Genomic DNA, 19,326 nt, shown 5'->3' with positions numbered 1-19,326 from the left:
CAAACAGCAGGCAAAAAAATGCCGGACAATTTGTCCGGCGGGAAATAATAAGTTGTACATCTCATTCGGGGAGAATGAAGGTAATAATGGAATAAATGATGATAGCGGGGTCTATTCTATTACCAGATGCCGTATAAGTTTTATCATTCAGTGCTTCGGAATACTCTGATGTAACCTGTTGATAACATGGATATCCAAATCGGTTTATCGATTTGTGCGCCATTTTTTATCGATCCGTGCTGGTTATTAGTTCCCCGTTATTTACATTATGAAATAACTGTTTCGACGTATGAAACACTTTTGGAAATTTAGTAGCATTTTCCTGGTGGATTATTGCCCGTTATAAAACAACAATGGCCTGCCGGCTGAATTTTTAATCATTCAGTTAGCAGTGGCAAATAATAAAGGCACATAACAGAGGGTAATAAAATGAAACGTCGCGTTCTCTCCCTGATGATCCCTGCATTGCTGGTTGCAGCAGGATCAGCAAACGCAGCTGAAATCTACAACAAAGACGGCAACAAATTAGATCTGTTTGGTAAAGTTGACGGTCTGCACTACTTCTCTGATAACGATGGTTCTGATGGCGATCAGTCTTACGTTCGCTTCGGCTTTAAGGGCGAAACCGAAATCAGCAATGAGCTGACCGGTTACGGCCAGTGGGAATACCAGGCGGCGCTGAACAACGCCGAGTCTGAAGGTACGGCTGACAGCTACACCCGTGTTGGTTTTGCCGGTGTGAAATTTGGTGATGCAGGTTCGTTCGACTACGGTCGTAACTACGGCGTAGCCTACGATATCGGCGCATGGACCGACGTGCTGCCAGAGTTCGGCGGCGATACCTACGGCGCAGATAACTTTATGTATCAGCGCGGTAACGGCATGGCGACCTACCGTAACAATAACTTCTTCGGTCTGGTGGATGGCTGGAACTTTGCAGTCCAGTATCAGGGCAAGAATGGCAACAGCACAGAGTCTCCGAATGGCCGTGACGTACTGGGTCAGAATGGCGACGGCTGGGGTCTGAGCACAACTTACGATCTGGGTTCAGGCTTCGGCATTGGTGCGTCTGCCTTCCAGTCTGATCGTACCAACGACCAGAATGGCGGAGCGCAGGGTATTCTGGGACGTGGTGATAAAGCGGAAGCTTACACCGGCGGTCTGAAATATGACGCGAACAACGTCTATCTGGCGGCTATGTATTCACGCGCCTATAACGCTACTCGCTTCGGCAGCAGCGACTCTGCAGCTTATGGCTATGCGGATAAAGCGGACAACTGGGAACTGGTTGCGCAGTATCAGTTCGACTTTGGCCTGCGTCCATCCCTGGCGTACGTCACCTCACGCGGCACCGATGTTCAGAACTGGGGTAAACAGAATCTGAAAAAATATATCGACGTTGGCGCGACCTACTACTTCAACAAAAACATGTCCACCTATGTTGATTACCAGATCAACCTGCTGGACGACAACGCTTTCACCGACGCAGCCGGTATCAATACCGACGACGTGGTGGCACTGGGTCTGGTTTACCAGTTCTGAGTTGTACGGGAGCGCAGTTACCGCTGCGCTCCTGCGTCACCTTTCGGGCTGAGCGCTTCAGCCTTTCGCCACTTGGTGGCTTCCGGCGCGGTTGTCACTGACGACACCACGCTGCCGAATCGCGCGCCTTCAAATGCCACGCCTGCCAGGGTGAAGGCTGAAAAGCTCAGCCAGTGATGCCATGCTGACTGCCACTTCTGTGAATTTTTCATTCTGCACCTCTCAGAGATAAACACTGTTTCAACAGTGCAGAATTCATGCCAGCTTTACCGCTCTCACAGCCACAGACCTCGCGCGCACTTTGGTACACTTGCCGCGCGCGTCAGGGCGATCTTGCCCCAATCAGGTGCAGTTAAGCCTGTTATTGGCGCGGGCGTGAGGGTGTCATGTGGCGATGACGACGCTGGTGCAAAACTTTATAGCTACTGAAGATAAACAGCCCCAGGGCAATGACGAGAATCAGATAGATCATCTGCCGCTCCTTACTTTGGTTAACGTTAGTCGCCTGATAAAAGGCGGATACAGGGTAGATGACCGGTGAATACTGATAGGTTTCAGAGAAATATTCAACTCTCTTTAAGCGTCTTTACCCGAAGTTTATGCTTTGTAGCAGAGCTGAATAAAGTGTTACAAGTGAGGAAAGATGCGTTCTCAGATTAATCTGCTGTTTATGGCGATGTTAACGTTAATGTTAACGGCCTGTGATAAGCCAGCGACCACATCCGCGCTGGTGCTGGAAGGAAAAACCATGGGAACCGTCTGGCGGGTGAGCCTGGCCGATGTGGCGAGTGAACGCAGAGCGGAACTGCAACAGCGTATTCAGCAGCAGCTGGATGCAGACGATGCGGAACTCTCTACCTGGAAGCCAGACTCCGCCTTATCGCGCTTCAACCAAAGCCGTGACCTGTCACCGCAGCCGGTGAGTGAAAACATGGCAGATATTGTCACGACCTCACTGCGGATTGGCCGTAAAACCGGCGGGGCGATGGATATTACCGTCGGGCCACTGGTCAACTTATGGGGCTTTGGCCCGACGAAGCAGCCCGGCCATATGCCGGATGCGGCACAAATCGCCGCCGCCCGGGCGCAGACCGGATTGCAGCATCTGCGGGTGGTGCAGGGCGCAGACGGACAGTGGCTGCAGAAAGATCTGCCGGATCTCTATGTCGATCTCTCGACGGTGGGCGAGGGCTTTGCCACCGATCATCTGGCGCGACTGATGGAGCAGCTCGGCATCAATAACTATCTGGTGTCAGTGGGGGGCGCCGTGCTGAGCCGCGGCCTTAATGCGCAGCAGCAGCCGTGGCGGGTGGCGATTCAGAAACCGACCGATCGTGAGAATGCGGTTCAGGCGCGCGTTAATCTGCAGGGACACGGCATCAGTACCTCCGGTAGCTATCGCAACTATTATGAACTGGACGGCAAACGCATTTCTCATGTGATCGATCCCGTTACCGGACGGCCAATTGAGCATAAACTGGTTTCCGCCACGGTGATCGCCACCACGGCGCTGGAAGCCGATGGCTGGGATACCGGACTGATGGTACTTGGCACGGAAAAAGCCCAGGCGCTGGCGATCGAACAGCATCTGGCGGTCTATCTGATCAGCAAGCAGGGCGATAAATTTGTCAGCTGGATGTCGCCGCAGTTCGCTGCTTTCCTGATCCCCGCTGAATCCGGAGAACCCTGATGTTAGATCTGTTTAGTGAAGAGCCACCCTGGCAGGAGACGCTGGCTGAGGGCGCGGTGATCCTGCGGCGTCGCGCACGTGAGGATGCAGAGGCGCTTTATCAGCAAATAATGGCAATTGCGGAGCAGAATCCGTTTGCCCATCGCATTACGCCCGGTGGCCATCGCATGTCGGTGGCGATGACCAACTGTGGCGATTTTGGCTGGTCGGTGGATTCACGCGGCTACCAGTATCAGCAGCAGGACAACCTGAACGGGCGCAAATGGCCGGCTATGCCGTCGCTGTTTCGTACCCTGGCGCAGCAGGCGGCATCTGAGGCGGGATTCCCTGGCTTTAATCCGGATGCCTGCCTGCTTAATCGCTATGAGCCGGGCGCGAAGCTGACACTGCATCAGGATAAAGATGAGAAAGATCTGCGTCAGCCTATCGTTTCGGTGTCGCTGGGTTTACCGGCAGTCTTTCAGTTTGGCGGCTTCGAGCGGGGTGACAGTACCCAGCGTGTGCTGCTGGAACATGGCGACATTGTGGTGTGGGGCGGGCCGTCGCGCCTGCGCTACCACGGCATCCTGCCACTTAAGCCAGGCGTTCATCCGCTGGTGGGTGCCTGGCGTTATAACCTGACGTTTCGACGCGCTTTCTGACCCACCACGCCGGTTACGGCGTGGTGCGAATAACTATTGCTATCATTTTGCATCCCATTACACTGCAGGCTGTTTTTTGACTGCTGGATTGCCTGCATGACGTTGCTAAGCGTTGTTTTTCGCCAGTTCCGCTGGCCTTTTATCGGGGTGATTGCGCTCACGTTGTTAAGCGCCGTGCTGGGTATCGGCATGATTGCCTTTATCAATCGCGAAATGATTGTCGCCATTAATACCTCATTTGCGGTACTGCCGCAGTTTCTGTTGCAGCTGGTGGTGCTGATGGCGGTAACGCTGGCCTCGCAGCTGGCGCTGACCATGCTTGGCCATCAGTTTGTCTGGCGACTGCGCGGCGAATTTATCAAGCGTATCCTCGATACCCGCATTGAACGCATCGAGCAACTCGGTAGTGCGCAACTGCTGGCGGGACTGACCAGCGACGTGCGGGCCATTACTCTGGCCTTTGTGCGTCTGCCGGAGCTCTTTCAGGGCGTTATTATTACGCTTGGCTCGGCGATCTATCTCGCGTGGCTGTCGCCTAAAATGCTGCTGGTAACCAGTGTCTGGCTGGGTGTCACGCTGATTGGCGGCTGGCTGCTGGTCTCACGGGTTTACCTGCACATGGCAAAGCTGCGGGAAATCGAAGATAACCTCTATCGCGATTATCAGACGGTGATTGAAGGGCGCAAAGAGCTACAGCTTAACCGCTCACGCGCTCAGCAGGTTTACGACACGGTTTATCAGGAAGATGCCCGCGCCTGGCGACACCACATTGTGCGCGCCGATACTTACCATCTCAGTGCGGTCAACTGGTCAAATATCATGACGTTAGGCGCTATCGGCATGGTCTTTTTTATGGCCAACAGCCTGGGCTGGGCCAATACCGCCGTCGCCGCTACCTTTTCCCTGACGCTGCTGTTTTTACGCACGCCACTGCTCTCCGCGGTGGGCGCGTTACCGACTCTGCTCAGCGCCCAGGTCGCATTCCGTAAGCTCAACGCCTTTGACCTCGCTCCTTATCAGTCAGGATTCCACTCCGCCTCCACGTCCTCAGACTGGCAAACGCTGGAGTTACGCGACGTCTCTTTTCACTATGGTGATAACGGCTTCCAGGTCGGGCCGGTTAACCTGACGCTGCGCCGGGGCGAACTGGTCTTTCTGATTGGCGGCAACGGCAGCGGGAAATCAACGCTGGCGATGCTGCTGACCGGGCTGTATCAGCCTCAGTCCGGCACGCTGCTGCTGGATGGCAAGCCGATAACGGCGGATGAGCTTGATGTGTGGCGCAGTCAGTTCTCGGCGGTCTTTACCGACTTACATCTGTTTGACCGGTTAATCGGGCGGGAAGGGGCTGCAGCCAACCCGGCGCTGGTTCAGCTCTGGCTTGAGAGGCTGAAGATGCAGGATAAGCTGAAGATTGAAGGCAACAAAGTGCTGAACCTGCAGCTTTCTAAAGGACAGAGTAAGCGACTGGCGCTGCTGCTGGCGGTGGCAGAAGAGCGCGATGTGCTGCTACTGGATGAGTGGGCGGCGGATCAGGACCCTCACTTCCGACGTATCTTCTATCGCGAGCTGCTGCCATGGCTGCAGCAGGCGGGTAAAACGGTGTTTGCTATCAGCCATGACGATCACTACTTCATTCATGCCGATCGGCTGCTGGAGATGCGTGAAGGCCAGTTAACAGAGCTGACCGGTAATGAGCGCGATCTTGCCACGCTCGACTCGGTGAAACGCACCGACACCGGGCTTTAACGGCAGCTGGCAAAGCTTAGCAAAAAAGCGTACTGGCGTGCTTCGCCTGAACCAGGCTACGTTAGCGATCAGCAGAAACTCCGGTTTCTGCCATTCTGAACCTTTTCTTTCGTCTGTGTTACCCCCGGCTAAACCGCATTGTTTTAACGCGTATTGTTTAGCCGGTTTTTTTAAGCCGATGTGTAATTAGCGTGATTACCTGAGTATCCCGCCACACAAAGCTCGCCTCCAGTAACGTCCCCATCGCAAAACACCCGCTAAAGTCCTGAGTCAGCCGCAACGTCGCGCGCTGCTGCGCGAAATCTACCGACACCAGTTCTGCATCCGGAAAGTCCATCGGCTGAAGCAGTTGCGGCCAGATGGCTTTGTAAACGCTCTCTTTGAGGGAGAAGAGCAGGGTAGCGGCAGCGCGGAAAGAGACGGGCAGCGTCCGTAACAGGTGCTGCTCCTGCTCGTTCATCAGCAACTCAGCCGTTTCATGCGCCGTCGTCTCCGACATAAACTGCTCGACATCCACCCCAACAGCGCAGGGCTGACGGGTTGCCGCTACCACAACGATGCCTGCACTGTGCGACAGTGACGCCTGAATGCAAGCAGGCCAGCAGGGGGATCGATCGGCTGCATTGGACAGAATGAAATCAGCAATACCCAGTTCTGCCATCACTGACCGGACCAGCAGACGGCTGGCGAGGTATTCAGCACGCCGTTTACTGACAGCCTGCTGCAGTCGGGCCGGCAGCGGAATATCCCATTCGACAGCCAGCCCGTCATGATACTTTTGCGGATCGAAGTAACTCACCGCCAGCAAGGGATCGCTGCGGTTAAGGTGCCGGGAAAGGATAAAGCCGCCTGCAACAGGCGGCAGTGGCAGGTCGGGATAGCGCATGCGGGACCATCATCAAAACCAAAAAGGCATTAAATCAGGCGCGATGGATCAGGGCAAGCAGCCCGCCGGAATCAGTCGTTGGGAGGAATGGCAAAACTCTTCAGAGAAACAACGAAATGGTGGTGACCCCTGCTGATGCGTGCACCTCGGTCGCACCAGTGGCTTGCCAGACGAAAGAAGTCGTCGCTGCCAATGTCATACGCCAGTTCCACTTTGCTAATGCCTGAGTGCAGCAACGCTTCTGCATCTTTCAGGCTTTTCGCTTTGATCGCCATAAAAATTATCCGTCAATTTCTGGGGATTTCAGGGTAGGCATTTTCTGTGACATTTTTGTTTCAGTTTGATGAATAAGCGCAGCCGGAAGCCAATTTTGTGAAGCAGATCAGATTATTATGCAGCTGTTAACCTGCTGATTGTTAGAGGAATGTTAACTGCCACACGGGACTATTCTGAATGTGAGACGGAGAGGTAAGCTGACATAGAAAGGCCGCGTCAGACGCGGCCCCGTGGGTTACTTCTGGTCTGGCGGGGAAGGTTGCTTATCGCCTGACTCGGGTGCTTCTGTTGGATCGTCTTTTTCAATATATGTCATGAACTCTCCTCTTGTTACCCACACGCAGTTAAGTATAGAACGGATTGCCGAAGGTGCGAGGAAAGTTAAGGTTTGATGACAGAAACGAAAAAAGCAGCCTTTAGGGCTGCTTTTCAGGGAATTTGGTCGGCACGAGAGGATTTGAACCTCCGACCCCGGACACCCCATGACCGTGCGCTACCAGGCTGCGCTACGTGCCGAACACTGGAGGATTAGTCTACTGGTTATCACCATTAATGCAAGATACCTGCAGACTATTTGCCTGATTATTAATCAGTTAGCGATAAAGCGCTTCTCTTCAGTTAATACCTGCAACAGCAGCGCCAGTTCTGGCTTGTGATCTTTCAGGGCGTTGCCCTGCGGATCATAAGCGCGATAGCTGCCGTTATTGTTGAGTACCAGCGTCACCTGCGGCGTGGTAATCACCAGCTTATTCTCTTCGCTGCTGACGACCCAGTCATGGCGACGGCGCGCAGCAAACAGATCTTCACCCTGAGAGTAGTTCACCGGATTGGTCCGCACATGCAGCAGTCGCTGCATCAGCGTCGACATCACATCCTGATGATCAGAAAGGCGATCAACGGTCTGTGCGGGCGTATCAGGCCAGTGAATCACTAACGGCACCTGCAGCGTCTGGCGGTTTCCGGCGCTGTCAGGATTGCCATCCAGTGCCAGTCCACGCTGCGCCGTAATCACCACCACCGTGTTCTTCAGTAAATCACGCGCCTGCAGGCTGCTGAGTACCGCGTGGATCTGCTCATCAACGGCAGGAGCCTGGCGCAGATAGCTGCGCTGACGCGCTTTTGCACTGTCGCCGGTGACGTCCGGGCCGTTCAGGGCAATCCATGAGAACCACGGCGCCTGTGAACCGTTCTGTTTCTCCAGCCAGTTCTGCCATTGCGCCACAGTACTGGCGTTGGGCTGGCTGGTGGTTGCTGGCAGTGAATAATCAGTCAGCAACGCCTGTCGGTAGAGCGGCGGATTAAAGCCTTCTGAGGAGAAGAGGCCAAACTGGTAACCCTGGGTGCTAAGCGCGCCCAGCAGTGCCGACGGCGTTCGGGACGCCAGAATACCGTTCATGTAGCTGGATGAGATCCCATAGAACAGGCCAAACAACCCTTTCTCCGGGGTATCACCCGCGCTGTAGTGCTGGGTAAAACGCACGTTCTCGCTGGCGAACTGATTAAGTTCCGGCAGCGCTTTGGCCAGCGTGGCGTTGTTCAGACCATCTACCGTCAGCACCAGCAGGTTGTTGCGTGTGCCGGCATCACGGAAAGTAATCTCGCTCAGCGGATACTCCACCGCCACTGCTTCCGGATCGCCCTGCTGAATCAGCCGACGCTGATACTCCTGCGCATCCAGCAGACCGTGACGCTCAAGGAAGCGGCGGGCGGTCATCGGGTAGGAGAGCGGCAGGTTGGCACGCTGCATGGTAATCGGGCGATAGAAATTCGCATCGGCCCAGATATACATCAGGTGACTGGCAAAGAAGGCGCTGATAAACAGGGCGGCGACAGGCTTACCAAACGAACGGCGATTCAGGCTGCGAAGCTTTTGCCAGCTCCAGGTCGCAAACAGCATCTCAACCAGGAAAATCAGTGGCACGCTGATAAACATCAGCTGCCAGTCGCGCGCCATCTCGCTCTGATCAGGGTTAATGACCAGCTCCCACACCACCGGATTCAGGTGCAGGTGGAAGCGGCTGAACACCGCACTGTCGACCATCACCAGCGTCAGCCCGGCGGTAGCGACCACCGCGGACAACACCCGCATCAGCCGTTGCGACATCACCACAAAGGTCAGCGGGAAGATAATCAGCAGATAGGCGGCAAAAACAACAAAACTGAAGTGGCCAACCCAGCTGGTATAGGCGTAGATGCGCCCCGCCAGCGAAGAAGGCCAGTCGGCGACCAACAGGTAGCGACTGCCTAAAATCAGCGCGAATAAGATGTTAAACAGAGCAAACCAGTGACCCCAACTGATCATCTGGGAAACTTTTTCGCGGTAGCGCTGCCGGTTGGTTACCATATTATGAAGTCAAATCAGCCAATTAATGGGCGTTATCGTCACGCACAGACGCCTGAAGGGCATCGGCGAAGGATCGTGCCAGTGAACGACGTTGCGCCGGAGCGACATCGCTGTTAATTAAGTTGGTCACCATATTTCCCAGAACCATCAGGGAGAGATCGGTGGGGGCTTTGTCCTTGTGCAGGATTTGGGCCATTTCCGCGAGGAGTTGTTCCACGCGTTCGTCACTGTAACGGGATGATTGTGCCATATCGTCGTCTAAGCTCATTTCAAAAGGCGATATATTACCGGAACAGCGCACTTTTTACCGCAATTTTATCGAAAGCAGCACGTTCGCTATACGCATGGAGTTGAAAGCCGATGCTGGCGGTGTTTGAATACGCGCCTGTGCTAAAAGGAGAGTCTACCATGAGTCTGGATATCGACCAGATTGCCCTGCATCAGTTAATTAAACGCGATGAAAACCAGCTTGAACTGGCGCTGCGCGATTCGCTGCTGCCTGCCACCAACACGGTCAACGCGATGGTGGAGGAGTTACACCGGGTTTATAGCGCAAAAAGCAAAGCCTATGGCCTGTTCAATGCAGAGAGTGAACTGGCAGAAGCGCTGCGTAATTGTCGTAAGGGCAACGATGATTTTCTCGCTTTTAGCCGTGCCGCGACCGGTCGTCTGCGCGATGAGCTTGCAAAATACCCCTTTGCTGAAGGCGGTGTGGTGCTGTTTATTCACTACCGCTATCTGGCGGTGGAATACCTGCTGATTGCGGTGCTGAACAGCCAGTCCAGCATGCGCGTCAACGAGCAGATGGATATCAGCAGCACCCACTATCTTGACATCAATCATGCCGACATCGTGGCACGCATCGATTTAACCGAGTGGGAAACTAACCCGGAATCGACCCGTTACCTGACCTTCCTGCGTGGACGCGTCGGACGTAAAGTGGCTGACTTCTTTATGGACTTCCTGGGTGCCGAAGTGGGATTAGACACTAAGGCGCAGAACCGCGGTCTGTTGCAGGCGGTAGATGACTACTGCAACGAATCGGAACTGGATAAGCAGGAGCGGCAGAACTATCGCCAGCAGGTCTACAGCTACTGCAACGAGCAGTTGCAGGCGGGCGAGGAGATTGCGCTGGAAGAGTTGTCGAGCGAACTGCCACCGCTGGGTGAAAAAACGTTCCAGGCCTTTACCCAGGAGCAGGGGTATGAGCTGGAAGAGAGCTTCCCGGCGGATCGCAGCACTCTGCGCCAGCTGACGAAGTTTGCCGGAAGCGGCGGGGGCCTGACCCTGAACTTCGATGCGATGTTGCTGGGCGAACGCATTTTCTGGGATCCGGCAACGGACACCCTGACGATTAAGGGCACACCACCCAATCTGCGCGATCAGCTGCAGCGCCGTACCAGCAGCAAATAAAAAAGCCGGGCTTAGCCCGGCTTTCATTCCCTGCACGCGGCGATCATTTTCACCGGGCTGCGCCAAAAGAAAAGGGCCGGTTTCGCAACCGGCCCTTCTGCTTTCAACGAAGTTCGCGATTAAGCGCGAACGAAGTCGATGTGAAACAGTTTTGGCTTGAACGGGTGACGCTGAACAGCCTGAACTTTCACTTTAGTTTCTTTACCGTCAACTGACAGGGTCAGCACTTCGTCGTAGAAACCTGGCTTAGATTGCAGGTTCATTACGGAGTCGTGATCCAGGTCGATGGCAACAGCCGCTTCAGAACCACCGTAGATGATGGCTGGGAAACGGTTTGCTGTACGCAGGCGGCGGCTCGCACCCTTACCCTGCTCTTTACGTTCTACTGCATTGATAGTGAGCATTAATATATCTCTTTATTTAATTCCTGCTACAGGCGACCCAGTAACAGGCAGGTTATTCAATACCGCTGATGCACATGCAAAAGCGGGCGGCAGTATAGCCGTTATGCCGGGTGGTAGCAAACGATATACCCGCCAGCCGGGTTCGGCATCCGGTTAGCCGGACCCGATAGCGCTCATTAGCGCAGCTCATTGGCACGGCGATAGCGACCCTGATAATCGAACATTTTTTCGCGGATCTGCCAGAACTGACCTTTGGCCCGCGCCACCACAAAGTCGGGATGACGCAGCAGCGGCTGCAGCGCCAGCACGTCAGCGGCGTTCTGCCAGCCCAGCGGCACGCCGGGCGCGCGCTGATGCGGGCGCATAAAGAGCTGTTCAAACGCTTTGCGCTGGGCCGGTGTCTGCAGACGAAACCGTTCGCTGACGCTGGTGCCTTCCTCGTCATAATAGGTCGCCTTGAGCCATTCACCTTTGGCGTCACGGCCCTGTTCCAGCGTCATGCCGCCACAGCGCAGCACCAGCGCATCTTTAAGTTTCAGCGCCGCTTTAAGCATATCGTCAGGATCGACCAGAATTTTGTCGCACTGGTGACAGCGCCGGGCGGCAATATCATTCTCTGCGCCGCAGTCGGGGCAGCTTTTAAAGCGGAAACGGAAGTCACACTGTTCGCGCGCGCCCTCATCATCTTCCAGCACGCCCTGACAGCGTCGGCCAAAATGCTCGATAACCATGCCATCTTCGGTCGCCTTGCCCCAGAAGGTGTTGGCGAACCCGCAGGCGGGACAAAAAACCTGTACTGGCTGATTGTCGCTGGCCCCTTTGGGCGCGCCGACTTCGGGCGTAAAGAGATCGTGCGGATTACCGGCATAATCAAGAATCAGACAGTCGGTTTTACCGGGCGAGAGCCGCAGGCCGCGTCCGACGATTTGCTGATAGAGGCTGACCGACTCGGTCGGGCGCAGAATCGCAATCAGATCAACGTGGGGGGCATCAAACCCGGTGGTCAGCACCGCCACGTTAACCAGGAATTTCAGCTGCTGCGCCTTAAAGGCCAGAATCAGGGCATCGCGCTCTCTGGCAGGCGTTTCCGCTGACACCAGCGCGCTGTTAGCGGGCAGCAGCCGCAAAATTTCATGCGCATGCTCCACCGTTGAGGCAAAAATCATCACCCCCAGCCGATCTTCAGCGAACTCCACGATCTGACGGATAATATGGGGCGTCACGCGCTGCTGTTGTTTCAGTTCACGATTAAGATCGGCTTCGCTGAACAAGCCGCTGCTTTGTGCCGTCAGGCGGCTGAAGTCATACTGCACCACCGGCATGTCCAGTCGCTCCGGCGGCACCAGAAACTGATGCTTAATCATGTAGCGCAGCGGCAGTTCATAGATACAGTCGCGAAACAGCGATTTTTCGTCGCCACGCACCATGCCGTGATAGTGGAACTGATAAATCCAGCCTTTACCCAGCCGGAAAGGGGTGGCGGTCAGGCCCAGTAAGCGCAGTTGCGGATTATGCTGACGCAGATGATTGAAGATCTGCTGATACTGACTCTCTTTATCATCACCGATACGGTGGCACTCATCGACAATCACCAGTGAAAAGGCGCTGTCGAACTGGTCGAGGTTACGCGCCACTGACTGCACGCTGCCAAACACCACTTTGCGCTGACTCTCTTTACGCTGAAGCCCGGCGGCAAAGATATCCGCCTCCAGCCCGTAAGCCTGATATTTACTGTGGTTCTGCGCTACCAGCTCTTTGACGTGCGCCAGCACCAGCACCCGGCCACGCGCCAGCCGTGCCAGCTCGGCAATGACCAGGCTCTTTCCGGCTCCGGTCGGCAGCACAATGACTGCAGGCTGTTGATGACGACGGAAATGCGCCACGGTGGCATTCACCGCATCCTGTTGATAGGGGCGTAAGGTAAAAGACATGATGCTCACTTTTGCAAAACTGGGGGTAATTATGCCATGAAAGTGCGGTAAACGCGCTGTCAGGCTGGCGCGGATCACGTTATACTTCCCGCACATTTTCAACGGTTAAACAGGCCGTTTCAGATTCCCTCCGCAGTAACAGGCAAAACGAATTCATGCGACTCGACAAATTCATCTCTCAGCAACTGGAAATCAGCCGCGCCATCGCCCATCGCGAGATCCGTGGCCAGCGTGTCACCGTTAACGGGGAAATCGTACGCGATACCGCGTTTAAACTGCTGCCCGACCACGAAGTCGTCTATGACGGCAACGTACTGCAGATGCAGACCGGTCCACGCTACTTTATGCTGAACAAACCGCAGGGTTACGTCTGCTCAACCGACGATCCCGATCATCCCACCATCATCTATTTCATTGAAGAACCGATGTCATTTAAACTGCACGCGGCGGGGCGTCTTGATATCGACACCACCGGACTGGTGCTGCTGACAGATGATGGCCAGTGGTCACACCGTATTACCTCGCCACGTCATCACTGCGAGAAAACCTATCGTGTCACCCTGGAATCGCCGGTCAGTGACGATACCGCCGCACAGTTTACGGCGGGCGTGCAGCTGCACAACGAGAAGAGCCTGACTAAACCGGCTCAGCTGGAGGTAATCACCCCGACAGACGTCCGGCTGACACTGAGCGAAGGCCGTTATCATCAGGTAAAACGGATGTTTGCGGCAGTAGGCAATCGGGTCCTTGAGCTGCATCGCGAGCGCATCGGCGACATCGTACTGGACGCCGATCTGGAACCGGGCGAATATCGTGCGCTGACAGAAGAAGAGATCGCCAGCATCGGTCTGCCGAAAGAGCTGCAGACAAAATAACCGGACGGGCCCGGCGGCCCGCATCACGACCATAAGGGCAGGAGAGGGTGTGCGTAAGGAAAAGAATTCGCCAACAGGACTGGTGGTCATCCTCGGTCTGTTAGCCATGCTGATGCCGTTGTCGATCGACATGTATCTGCCTGCCATGCCGCAGATTGCACGTGAGTTTGGCGTTTCAGCCGGTAGCGTGCAGATGTCGCTTAACCTCTACATTCTTGGCTTCGCGATTGGCCAGCTCATCTATGGGCCGCTGGCAGACAGCTATGGGCGAAAGCCGGTGATTGCGCTCGGCACCCTGATCTTTGCCTGCGCCGCCGCGGCCTGTGCGCTGTCGCAAACCATCGATCAGCTGATTACGATGCGCTTTCTGCATGGCCTGTCGGCTGCCGCAGCCAGTGTGGTGATCAACGCGTTAATGCGTGACAGTTACTCGAAAGAGGACTTCTCCCGCATGATGTCCTTTGTGATGCTGATTACCACCATTGCGCCGCTGCTGGCGCCGATCATCGGCGGCTGGCTGCTGGTGCTCTGGAGCTGGCACGCCATCTTCTGGGCGCTCGCGGGCGCGGCGTTAGTCACGACCGTGTTGGTGACCACGCAGATCCGTGAAACCCTGAAGCCGGAGCAGCGACAGCGGTTTCATCTGCGTACTACGCTCGGCAATTTCGTAACGCTGTTTCGCCACAAGCGCGCGTTCAGTTACATGCTGTCGAGCGGGTTCTCCTTTGCCGGGCTGTTTACCTTTCTCAATGCCGGTCCCTTTGTTTACATCGAACTGAATCACGTTTCACCGCAAAACTTTGGCTACTACTTTGGCCTCAATGTGGTGTTTCTGTTTGTCCTGACGCTGATTAACAGCCGCGCCGTGCGCCGCTTTGGCCCGGTGGCGATGTTCCGGATGGGACTGCTGATACAGTTCTGTATGGGGATCTGGCTGCTGCTGGTCAGCGCCTTCAGCCTCGGCTTTTTGCCGCTGGTGATGGGAATCGCGATGTTTATCGGTTGCGTATCGATGGTCTCATCGAATGCGATGGCGGTGATTCTGGATGAGTTTCCGCATATGGCGGGTACGGCATCGTCGCTGGCGGGCACTCTGCGTTTTGGCGTCGGGGCGTTTGTCGGCGCGCTGCTGTCGCTGGTGAGTTTCAACAGCTCCTGGCCAATGGTCGGCACGATTGCACTGTGCGCGACAATCTCTCTGCTGCTCTTTTTCTACGCTTCACGTCCCCGCACTGCGTCCCGGTAATCGGGCGCAGTGGTTTCCCTCTGCAATGACCTGCCGACTTGCACGCCTCCTGGTTTTGTTTCTATATTGTGAAAATATTTAGTTAAAAAAGTAATCACAATGCAGCTAAAATGATTGTTAACGGCGTGTGAACGCGGTACATATAGGCTGAAGTGCGATGTAAGTCGCAAAAAATGCGCTTCTGCAATCCACACGGACGGGCCATTAAACCCTGTCCGGACTCAGCGGTTATCAGGCCGCTTCCAGCTGGGCTGCTTTGTGTTGCGACATAAACTCATCCGGGGAGAGGAAACTATGCTGCAACTTTCGATTGTGCATCGTCTGCCACAGCATTTTCGCTGGGCCAGCGATCACCACAGTGCTATCGAATCCGATGACGCAACGCTGGACGAGCAGGATTTCGTTGCGCTGCGATTGATCAGCCATGACGGCATTCCGGCGTGGGAGATCCTTCAGCAGCTAAAAGAGGTTCTGGCGGATATTCAGGTCGATTGCAAAGTAGCCGAGTGCGAAGGACAGCCCTGCCTGTTCATTCAGCGTCGTGACGAAAGCGCCACCAACTGCTGCCTGAAAAATCAGGGCGTAGCGATTGCCGAGACTTTTATCGCAGGTTGAGTTGCGCCGACTGCAGCAACTCGCGGGTATATCCGGCCGCAGGTGAAGCAAACAACCTTTCACACTCTCCCTGTTCCACCACTTCTCCCTGACGCAGCACAATAAGCTGATGGCACAGGGCGCGCACCACATCCAGATCGTGACTGATAAACAGATAGCTGAGCTGCCGCTGCTGCTGTAAACGGCGCAACAGCGTCAGAATCTGCTTCTGCACCGTGCGATCCAGCGATGAGGTCGGTTCATCCAGCACCAGCAGCTCCGGCTCCAGAATGAGTGCCCGCGCAATGGCAATACGCTGTCGCTGACCGCCCGAAAATTCGGCCGGATAACGATGGCGACTTTCCGCTTCAAGCCCCACCTCCGCCATCACCGCGATGACCCGCTGCTCCTGTTGCGCACGGCTAAGTTCGGGCTGATGCACCGCCAGGCCTTCCGCAATGATCTGCTGCACTGTCATACGCGGATTCAGTGAAGAGTTGGGATCCTGAAACACCACCTGAATGCGCTGACGCAGCGGCAATAACTGACGACGTGACAGTTGATGCAGCGGCTGGCCGTCAAACCAGACTTCGCCGCGCGAGGCAATCAGCCGCAGCAGTGCCAGCCCGGTAGTGCTTTTACCTGATCCGGACTCGCCGACCAGCCCCAGACTTTCGCCGCGCCGCAGGCTAAAGCTCAGCCCCGAGAGCACCTGTTTCTCACCACTCTGCCGGAGGAACAGCCCGCGCCGCAGCGGAAAACTGACCTGAAGATTATCGACCCGAAGAATGACCGGCGCGTCTGCGGGCAGCGGCAGCGCTTTTCCTTCTGGTTCGGCGGCGAGCAACTGCTGGCTGTAAGGGTGCTGCGGCTGATTCAGCAGGGTCTGGCAGCGGTTCTGTTCGACGATGTGACCATTGCGCATCACGCTGACGTTATCCGCCAGCTGACGCACGATATTCAGGTTATGGGTGATAAACAGCATGCCCATATTCAGCTCTCGCTGCAGTTCACGAAGCAGCGTCAGGATCTGCGCCTGCACCGTCACATCCAGCGCGGTAGTCGGCTCATCGGCAATCAGCAACTGAGGCTCAGTCAGCAATGCCATAGCGATCATCACCCGCTGACGTTCCCCACCCGAGAGCTGGTGGGGGAAATCATTGAGCCGGGTGGCGGACTGTCGTATCCCGACCCGGTCAAGCACGCTGAGAATTTCACCGCGTGCCGCCGGACGACGCAGCCCGCGATGCAGCGACAGCACTTCATACAGCTGCTTCTCCACGGTGTGCAGCGGATTAAGCGATACCATCGGCTCCTGAAAAATCATCGCGATCTGGTTGCCGCGAATCCCGCGCAGGCGCTGCTCGCGCGCGCGCAGCAGATCTTCACCGTTAAACAGAATCTCCCCGCTGGGATAAACCACTGCAGCCTCATGCAGCAGTCGCATCACCGACAGTGCCGTGACGCTCTTACCGGAACCCGACTCGCCCACCAGCGCCAGCGTTTCGCCCGCGTCGATGCGCAGTGAAACGTCATTCACCACCTGGCGAAGCGTCTCGCCCTGACGAAAGGCGACCGAAAGATGATTGATGGCAAGCAATGACGTGTTCATTCAGGCTCCTTTGCCCGGATCAAAAGCGTCGCGTACCGCTTCGCCAATAAAAATCAGCAGCGAAAGCAGGATCGCCAGGGTGAAAAAGCCCGCCAGGCCTAACCAGGGTGCCTGCAGGTTATTTTTGCCCTGCAGCAGTAACTCGCCCAGCGAGGGCGAACCCAGCGGCAGGCCAAAGCCGAGAAAGTCGAGTGAGGTCAGCGTGGTAATCGATCCGCACAGAATAAACGGCAGAAAGGTCAGGGTGGCGACCATGGCGTTAGGCAGCATGTGGCGCAGCATAATCCGGCCGTCGCTGACCCCCAGCGCCTGCGCCGCACGGATGTAATCAAAGTTTCGGGTACGCAGAAACTCGGCCCGGACCACGCTGACCAGGCTCATCCAGCCGAAAGCCACGGTGACCAGCAGCAGCCACCAGAAACCCGGCTGGATCACGCTGGAGAGGAGAATCAGCAGAAACAGCGCAGGCATGCCGGACCAGACTTCAATCAGCCGCTGCCCAATCAGATCAATCCTGCCGCCGAAATAGCCCTGCAGCGCGCCGACCACAATTCCGATGATGCTGGAGAAGAGTGTCAGCATCAGTCCGAACAGCAGAGAAATGCGCGTGCCATAGAGCAGGCGTGCCATCACGTCGCCGCCGTTGGCATCCGTGCCGAGCCAGTTCTGCGCAGAGGGCGGAGAGGGGAAAGGCACCCCGGTGGCAAAATTGATGGTGCTGTCGCTGAAACGAATCGGTGCCCATATGGCCCAGCCATTCTGCTCAATGCGCTGCCGCAGCCAGGGATCCTGATAATCTGCCGCTGTCGCCAGTGCGCCGCCATAGTCGGTTTCGCTGTAGTCAAACAGCAGCGGCACTGTCCAGCGCTGCTGGTAATGCACCAGCAGTGGCTTGTCATTGGCAATCAGTTCGGCACCCATCGACAGCAGAAAGATGATCAGAAAGATCCACAGCGACCAGTAACCGCGTCGGTTATGACGAAAGCGCTGCCAGCGCTGTTGATTCAGCGGAGAGAGCGTCATGAGCGACTCCCGAAATCGATGCGCGGATCGACCAGCGTATAGGTTAGATCACTGAGAATATTCATCAGCAAACCTATCAGCGTAAAAATATAGAGCGTGCCAAACATCACCGGATAGTCACGTTGCAGAGTCGCATCATAGCCGAGCAGCCCGAGTCCGTTGAGCGAGAACATAACCTCGATCAGCACTGAACTGGTAAAGAACATGCTGATAAAGGTGGCGGGGAAGCTGGCGATCACCAGCAGCATCGCATTGCGAAACACATGGTGATAGAGAATACGGCGCTCCGGCACCCCTTTGGCGCGCGCAGTCACCACATAGAGCTTGCGGATCTCATCCAGAAACGCATTTTTCGTCAGCATGGTCAGCGTGGCGAAGCCACCGATCACCGTCGCCAGCACCGGCAGGGCGATATGCCAGAAGTAGTCCAGCACTTTGCCATACCAGGGCAGTGTGTCGTGCTGCGCAGAGGTGAGCCCGCGCAGCGGAAACCAGTCCAGATAGCTGCCACCCGCAAACAGCACGATTAACATGATGCCGAACAGAAAAGCCGGGATGGAGTAGCCAATGATAATAAAAGCGCTGCTCCAGACATCAAAAGCGCTGCCATTGCGCACCGCTTTGCGGATCCCCAGCGGGATCGACACCAGGTAGATGATCAGTGTGCTCCATAATCCCAGACTGATCGAAACCGGCAGGCTCTCTTTGATCAGACCGATCACCGAGGCACTGCGAAACAGGCTGTCGCCAAAATCCAGACGCAGGTAATTCCACAGCATCTCGCCGTAACGCTGCCAGAGAGGTTTATCGAAACCATAACGCTGTTTAATCTCAGCAATCACTTCGGGATCCAGCCCGCGCGCGCCACGATACTGATTATCGGCAGGATTGAGATGACTGACGCTGGCGCGTGAACCGGCGCTGTCTGCACCGCTGCCGGGCAGACCCGTTGTCTGACCAAACTGAATGTTAGCCAGCGCCTGATCGACCGGTCCGCCGGGCGCGATTTGCACGATAAAAAAATTAAGCGTGATGATCGCCCATAACGTCGGGATGATCAGCAGCAATCTGCGCAGAAAGTAAGCGGCCAACGGTGATCT

19 protein-coding genes and 1 tRNA gene are annotated in these 19,326 nt (G+C 55.7%); 8 read left to right on the top strand and 12 right to left on the bottom strand.

Annotated elements, in window-relative coordinates; genetic code table 11:
- Positions 1 to 429: 429 nt before the first annotated feature.
- Positions 430 to 1,542 (top strand): porin OmpC, encoded by a 1,113-nt coding sequence (gene ompC / locus EPG66_RS09020; protein ID WP_069025211.1) that lies wholly within the window; start codon positions 430 to 432, stop codon positions 1,540 to 1,542.
- A 17-nt stretch (positions 1,543 to 1,559) separates the two neighbouring features.
- On the opposite strand, the gene EPG66_RS09015 is transcribed toward ompC, so the two are convergent.
- Entirely contained in the window at positions 1,560 to 1,754 is a 195-nt protein-coding gene (locus EPG66_RS09015; protein ID WP_010248364.1) for a hypothetical protein, read from the bottom strand.
- A gap of 149 nt (positions 1,755 to 1,903) precedes the next feature.
- Positions 1,904 to 2,014, bottom strand: a complete 111-nt coding sequence (locus EPG66_RS22860) for a hypothetical protein (RefSeq protein ID WP_010248361.1) — start codon at positions 2,012 to 2,014, stop codon at positions 1,904 to 1,906.
- Positions 2,015 to 2,185: 171 nt separating this feature from the next.
- Between EPG66_RS22860 and apbE the strand changes: the two genes are divergently transcribed.
- The 3 genes from apbE to EPG66_RS09000 all read left to right on the top strand — a co-directional run bounded on the left by apbE (position 2,186) and on the right by EPG66_RS09000 (position 5,622).
- On the top strand, positions 2,186 to 3,232 hold the full coding sequence (apbE, locus tag EPG66_RS09010; protein ID WP_069025210.1) for an FAD:protein FMN transferase ApbE: 1,047 nt from the start codon (positions 2,186 to 2,188) through the stop codon (positions 3,230 to 3,232).
- Positions 3,232 to 3,873: a DNA oxidative demethylase AlkB gene (alkB, locus tag EPG66_RS09005; RefSeq protein ID WP_182686582.1), complete on the top strand. Its 642-nt coding sequence runs from the start codon at positions 3,232 to 3,234 to the stop codon at positions 3,871 to 3,873. The genes apbE and alkB overlap by 1 nt, the downstream gene beginning before the upstream one ends.
- Before the next feature lie 96 nt (positions 3,874 to 3,969).
- Positions 3,970 to 5,622, top strand: coding sequence for a multidrug ABC transporter permease/ATP-binding protein (locus EPG66_RS09000; protein WP_115758287.1), 1,653 nt, complete (start codon positions 3,970 to 3,972; stop codon positions 5,620 to 5,622).
- 157 nt (positions 5,623 to 5,779) lie between these two features.
- Here the strand turns inward: EPG66_RS09000 and EPG66_RS08995 are convergent, their stop codons facing one another.
- The 5 genes from EPG66_RS08995 to EPG66_RS08975 all read right to left on the bottom strand — a co-directional run bounded on the left by EPG66_RS08995 (position 5,780) and on the right by EPG66_RS08975 (position 9,378).
- The gene (locus EPG66_RS08995) at positions 5,780 to 6,508 is read right to left on the bottom strand and encodes a 4'-phosphopantetheinyl transferase family protein (protein WP_163842505.1); all 729 of its coding nucleotides are present in this window, start codon (positions 6,506 to 6,508) and stop codon (positions 5,780 to 5,782) included.
- A 71-nt stretch (positions 6,509 to 6,579) separates the two neighbouring features.
- The gene (locus EPG66_RS08990; RefSeq protein WP_003854174.1) at positions 6,580 to 6,783 is read right to left on the bottom strand and encodes a hypothetical protein; all 204 of its coding nucleotides are present in this window, start codon (positions 6,781 to 6,783) and stop codon (positions 6,580 to 6,582) included.
- Positions 6,784 to 7,223: 440 nt separating this feature from the next.
- A tRNA-Pro gene (locus EPG66_RS08985) sits at positions 7,224 to 7,300 on the bottom strand.
- A 73-nt stretch (positions 7,301 to 7,373) separates the two neighbouring features.
- Positions 7,374 to 9,128, bottom strand: a complete 1,755-nt coding sequence (gene yejM / locus EPG66_RS08980; RefSeq protein ID WP_083069106.1) for an LPS biosynthesis-modulating metalloenzyme YejM — start codon at positions 9,126 to 9,128, stop codon at positions 7,374 to 7,376.
- Between the two features lie 22 nt (positions 9,129 to 9,150).
- Positions 9,151 to 9,378: a YejL family protein gene (locus EPG66_RS08975; RefSeq protein WP_010248348.1), complete on the bottom strand. Its 228-nt coding sequence runs from the start codon at positions 9,376 to 9,378 to the stop codon at positions 9,151 to 9,153.
- A gap of 158 nt (positions 9,379 to 9,536) precedes the next feature.
- Here EPG66_RS08975 and yejK point away from each other — a divergent pair, with 158 nt between their 5' ends.
- Positions 9,537 to 10,541: a nucleoid-associated protein YejK gene (gene yejK / locus EPG66_RS08970; protein WP_010248346.1), complete on the top strand. Its 1,005-nt coding sequence runs from the start codon at positions 9,537 to 9,539 to the stop codon at positions 10,539 to 10,541.
- A gap of 119 nt (positions 10,542 to 10,660) precedes the next feature.
- Here the strand turns inward: yejK and rplY are convergent, their stop codons facing one another.
- Together rplY and radD are read right to left on the bottom strand one after the other, a co-directional pair.
- Positions 10,661 to 10,945, bottom strand: a complete 285-nt coding sequence (gene rplY / locus EPG66_RS08965; RefSeq protein WP_003854168.1) for a 50S ribosomal protein L25 — start codon at positions 10,943 to 10,945, stop codon at positions 10,661 to 10,663.
- Between the two features lie 176 nt (positions 10,946 to 11,121).
- The gene (radD, locus tag EPG66_RS08960; RefSeq protein ID WP_031593357.1) at positions 11,122 to 12,876 is read right to left on the bottom strand and encodes a DNA repair helicase RadD; all 1,755 of its coding nucleotides are present in this window, start codon (positions 12,874 to 12,876) and stop codon (positions 11,122 to 11,124) included.
- A 155-nt stretch (positions 12,877 to 13,031) separates the two neighbouring features.
- Here radD and rsuA point away from each other — a divergent pair, with 155 nt between their 5' ends.
- The 3 genes from rsuA to EPG66_RS08945 all read left to right on the top strand — a co-directional run bounded on the left by rsuA (position 13,032) and on the right by EPG66_RS08945 (position 15,612).
- Positions 13,032 to 13,751: a 16S rRNA pseudouridine(516) synthase RsuA gene (gene rsuA / locus EPG66_RS08955; protein ID WP_010248342.1), complete on the top strand. Its 720-nt coding sequence runs from the start codon at positions 13,032 to 13,034 to the stop codon at positions 13,749 to 13,751.
- A 49-nt stretch (positions 13,752 to 13,800) separates the two neighbouring features.
- The gene (locus EPG66_RS08950; protein WP_182686580.1) at positions 13,801 to 14,997 is read left to right on the top strand and encodes a Bcr/CflA family multidrug efflux MFS transporter; all 1,197 of its coding nucleotides are present in this window, start codon (positions 13,801 to 13,803) and stop codon (positions 14,995 to 14,997) included.
- Positions 14,998 to 15,291: 294 nt separating this feature from the next.
- Entirely contained in the window at positions 15,292 to 15,612 is a 321-nt protein-coding gene (locus tag EPG66_RS08945; protein ID WP_033788223.1) for a YejG family protein, read from the top strand.
- Here the strand turns inward: EPG66_RS08945 and yejF are convergent.
- The 3 genes from yejF to EPG66_RS08930 are packed head-to-tail and all read right to left on the bottom strand — an operon-like array spanning position 15,599 to position 19,317.
- The gene (gene yejF, locus EPG66_RS08940) at positions 15,599 to 17,203 is read right to left on the bottom strand and encodes a microcin C ABC transporter ATP-binding protein YejF (RefSeq protein WP_182686578.1); all 1,605 of its coding nucleotides are present in this window, start codon (positions 17,201 to 17,203) and stop codon (positions 15,599 to 15,601) included. The genes EPG66_RS08945 and yejF overlap by 14 nt on opposite strands.
- Positions 17,204 to 18,226 carry an ABC transporter permease gene (locus tag EPG66_RS08935; RefSeq protein WP_182686576.1) on the bottom strand — a complete coding sequence of 341 codons (1,023 nt, stop codon included), beginning with the start codon at positions 18,224 to 18,226 and terminating at the stop codon, positions 17,204 to 17,206. It abuts the gene before it with no gap.
- A complete protein-coding gene (locus tag EPG66_RS08930; protein ID WP_010248326.1) occupies positions 18,223 to 19,317 on the bottom strand; it encodes a microcin C ABC transporter permease YejB in 1,095 nt (364 codons plus the stop codon). Before EPG66_RS08930 ends, EPG66_RS08935 begins: the two co-directional genes overlap by 4 nt.
- Positions 19,318 to 19,326 lie beyond the last annotated feature (9 nt).

The sequence above is a fragment of the Pantoea pleuroti genome, assembly GCF_014156615.1.
Lineage (GTDB): Bacteria > Pseudomonadota > Gammaproteobacteria > Enterobacterales > Enterobacteriaceae > Pantoea > Pantoea agglomerans.
The sequence above is the reverse complement of the archived record's forward strand: the minus strand, read 5'-3'. Positions and strand labels throughout refer to the sequence as shown.

What these genes read in the sequence shown, in the direction of transcription:
- ompC (WP_069025211.1), top strand. Translation starts at nt 430, where the DNA reads ATGAAACGTCGCGTTCTCTCCCTGATGATCCCTGCATTGCTGGTTGCA.
- EPG66_RS09015 (WP_010248364.1), bottom strand. Translation starts at nt 1,754, where the DNA reads ATGAAAAATTCACAGAAGTGGCAGTCAGCATGGCATCACTGGCTGAGC.
- EPG66_RS22860 (WP_010248361.1), bottom strand. Translation starts at nt 2,014, where the DNA reads ATGATCTATCTGATTCTCGTCATTGCCCTGGGGCTGTTTATCTTCAGT.
- apbE (WP_069025210.1), top strand. Translation starts at nt 2,186, where the DNA reads ATGCGTTCTCAGATTAATCTGCTGTTTATGGCGATGTTAACGTTAATG.
- alkB (WP_182686582.1), top strand. Translation starts at nt 3,232, where the DNA reads ATGTTAGATCTGTTTAGTGAAGAGCCACCCTGGCAGGAGACGCTGGCT.
- EPG66_RS09000 (WP_115758287.1), top strand. Translation starts at nt 3,970, where the DNA reads ATGACGTTGCTAAGCGTTGTTTTTCGCCAGTTCCGCTGGCCTTTTATC.
- EPG66_RS08995 (WP_163842505.1), bottom strand. Translation starts at nt 6,508, where the DNA reads ATGCGCTATCCCGACCTGCCACTGCCGCCTGTTGCAGGCGGCTTTATC.
- EPG66_RS08990 (WP_003854174.1), bottom strand. Translation starts at nt 6,783, where the DNA reads ATGGCGATCAAAGCGAAAAGCCTGAAAGATGCAGAAGCGTTGCTGCAC.
- yejM (WP_083069106.1), bottom strand. Translation starts at nt 9,128, where the DNA reads ATGGTAACCAACCGGCAGCGCTACCGCGAAAAAGTTTCCCAGATGATC.
- EPG66_RS08975 (WP_010248348.1), bottom strand. Translation starts at nt 9,378, where the DNA reads ATGGCACAATCATCCCGTTACAGTGACGAACGCGTGGAACAACTCCTC.
- yejK (WP_010248346.1), top strand. Translation starts at nt 9,537, where the DNA reads ATGAGTCTGGATATCGACCAGATTGCCCTGCATCAGTTAATTAAACGC.
- rplY (WP_003854168.1), bottom strand. Translation starts at nt 10,945, where the DNA reads ATGCTCACTATCAATGCAGTAGAACGTAAAGAGCAGGGTAAGGGTGCG.
- radD (WP_031593357.1), bottom strand. Translation starts at nt 12,876, where the DNA reads ATGTCTTTTACCTTACGCCCCTATCAACAGGATGCGGTGAATGCCACC.
- rsuA (WP_010248342.1), top strand. Translation starts at nt 13,032, where the DNA reads ATGCGACTCGACAAATTCATCTCTCAGCAACTGGAAATCAGCCGCGCC.
- EPG66_RS08945 (WP_033788223.1), top strand. Translation starts at nt 15,292, where the DNA reads ATGCTGCAACTTTCGATTGTGCATCGTCTGCCACAGCATTTTCGCTGG.
- yejF (WP_182686578.1), bottom strand. Translation starts at nt 17,203, where the DNA reads ATGAACACGTCATTGCTTGCCATCAATCATCTTTCGGTCGCCTTTCGT.
- EPG66_RS08935 (WP_182686576.1), bottom strand. Translation starts at nt 18,226, where the DNA reads ATGACGCTCTCTCCGCTGAATCAACAGCGCTGGCAGCGCTTTCGTCAT.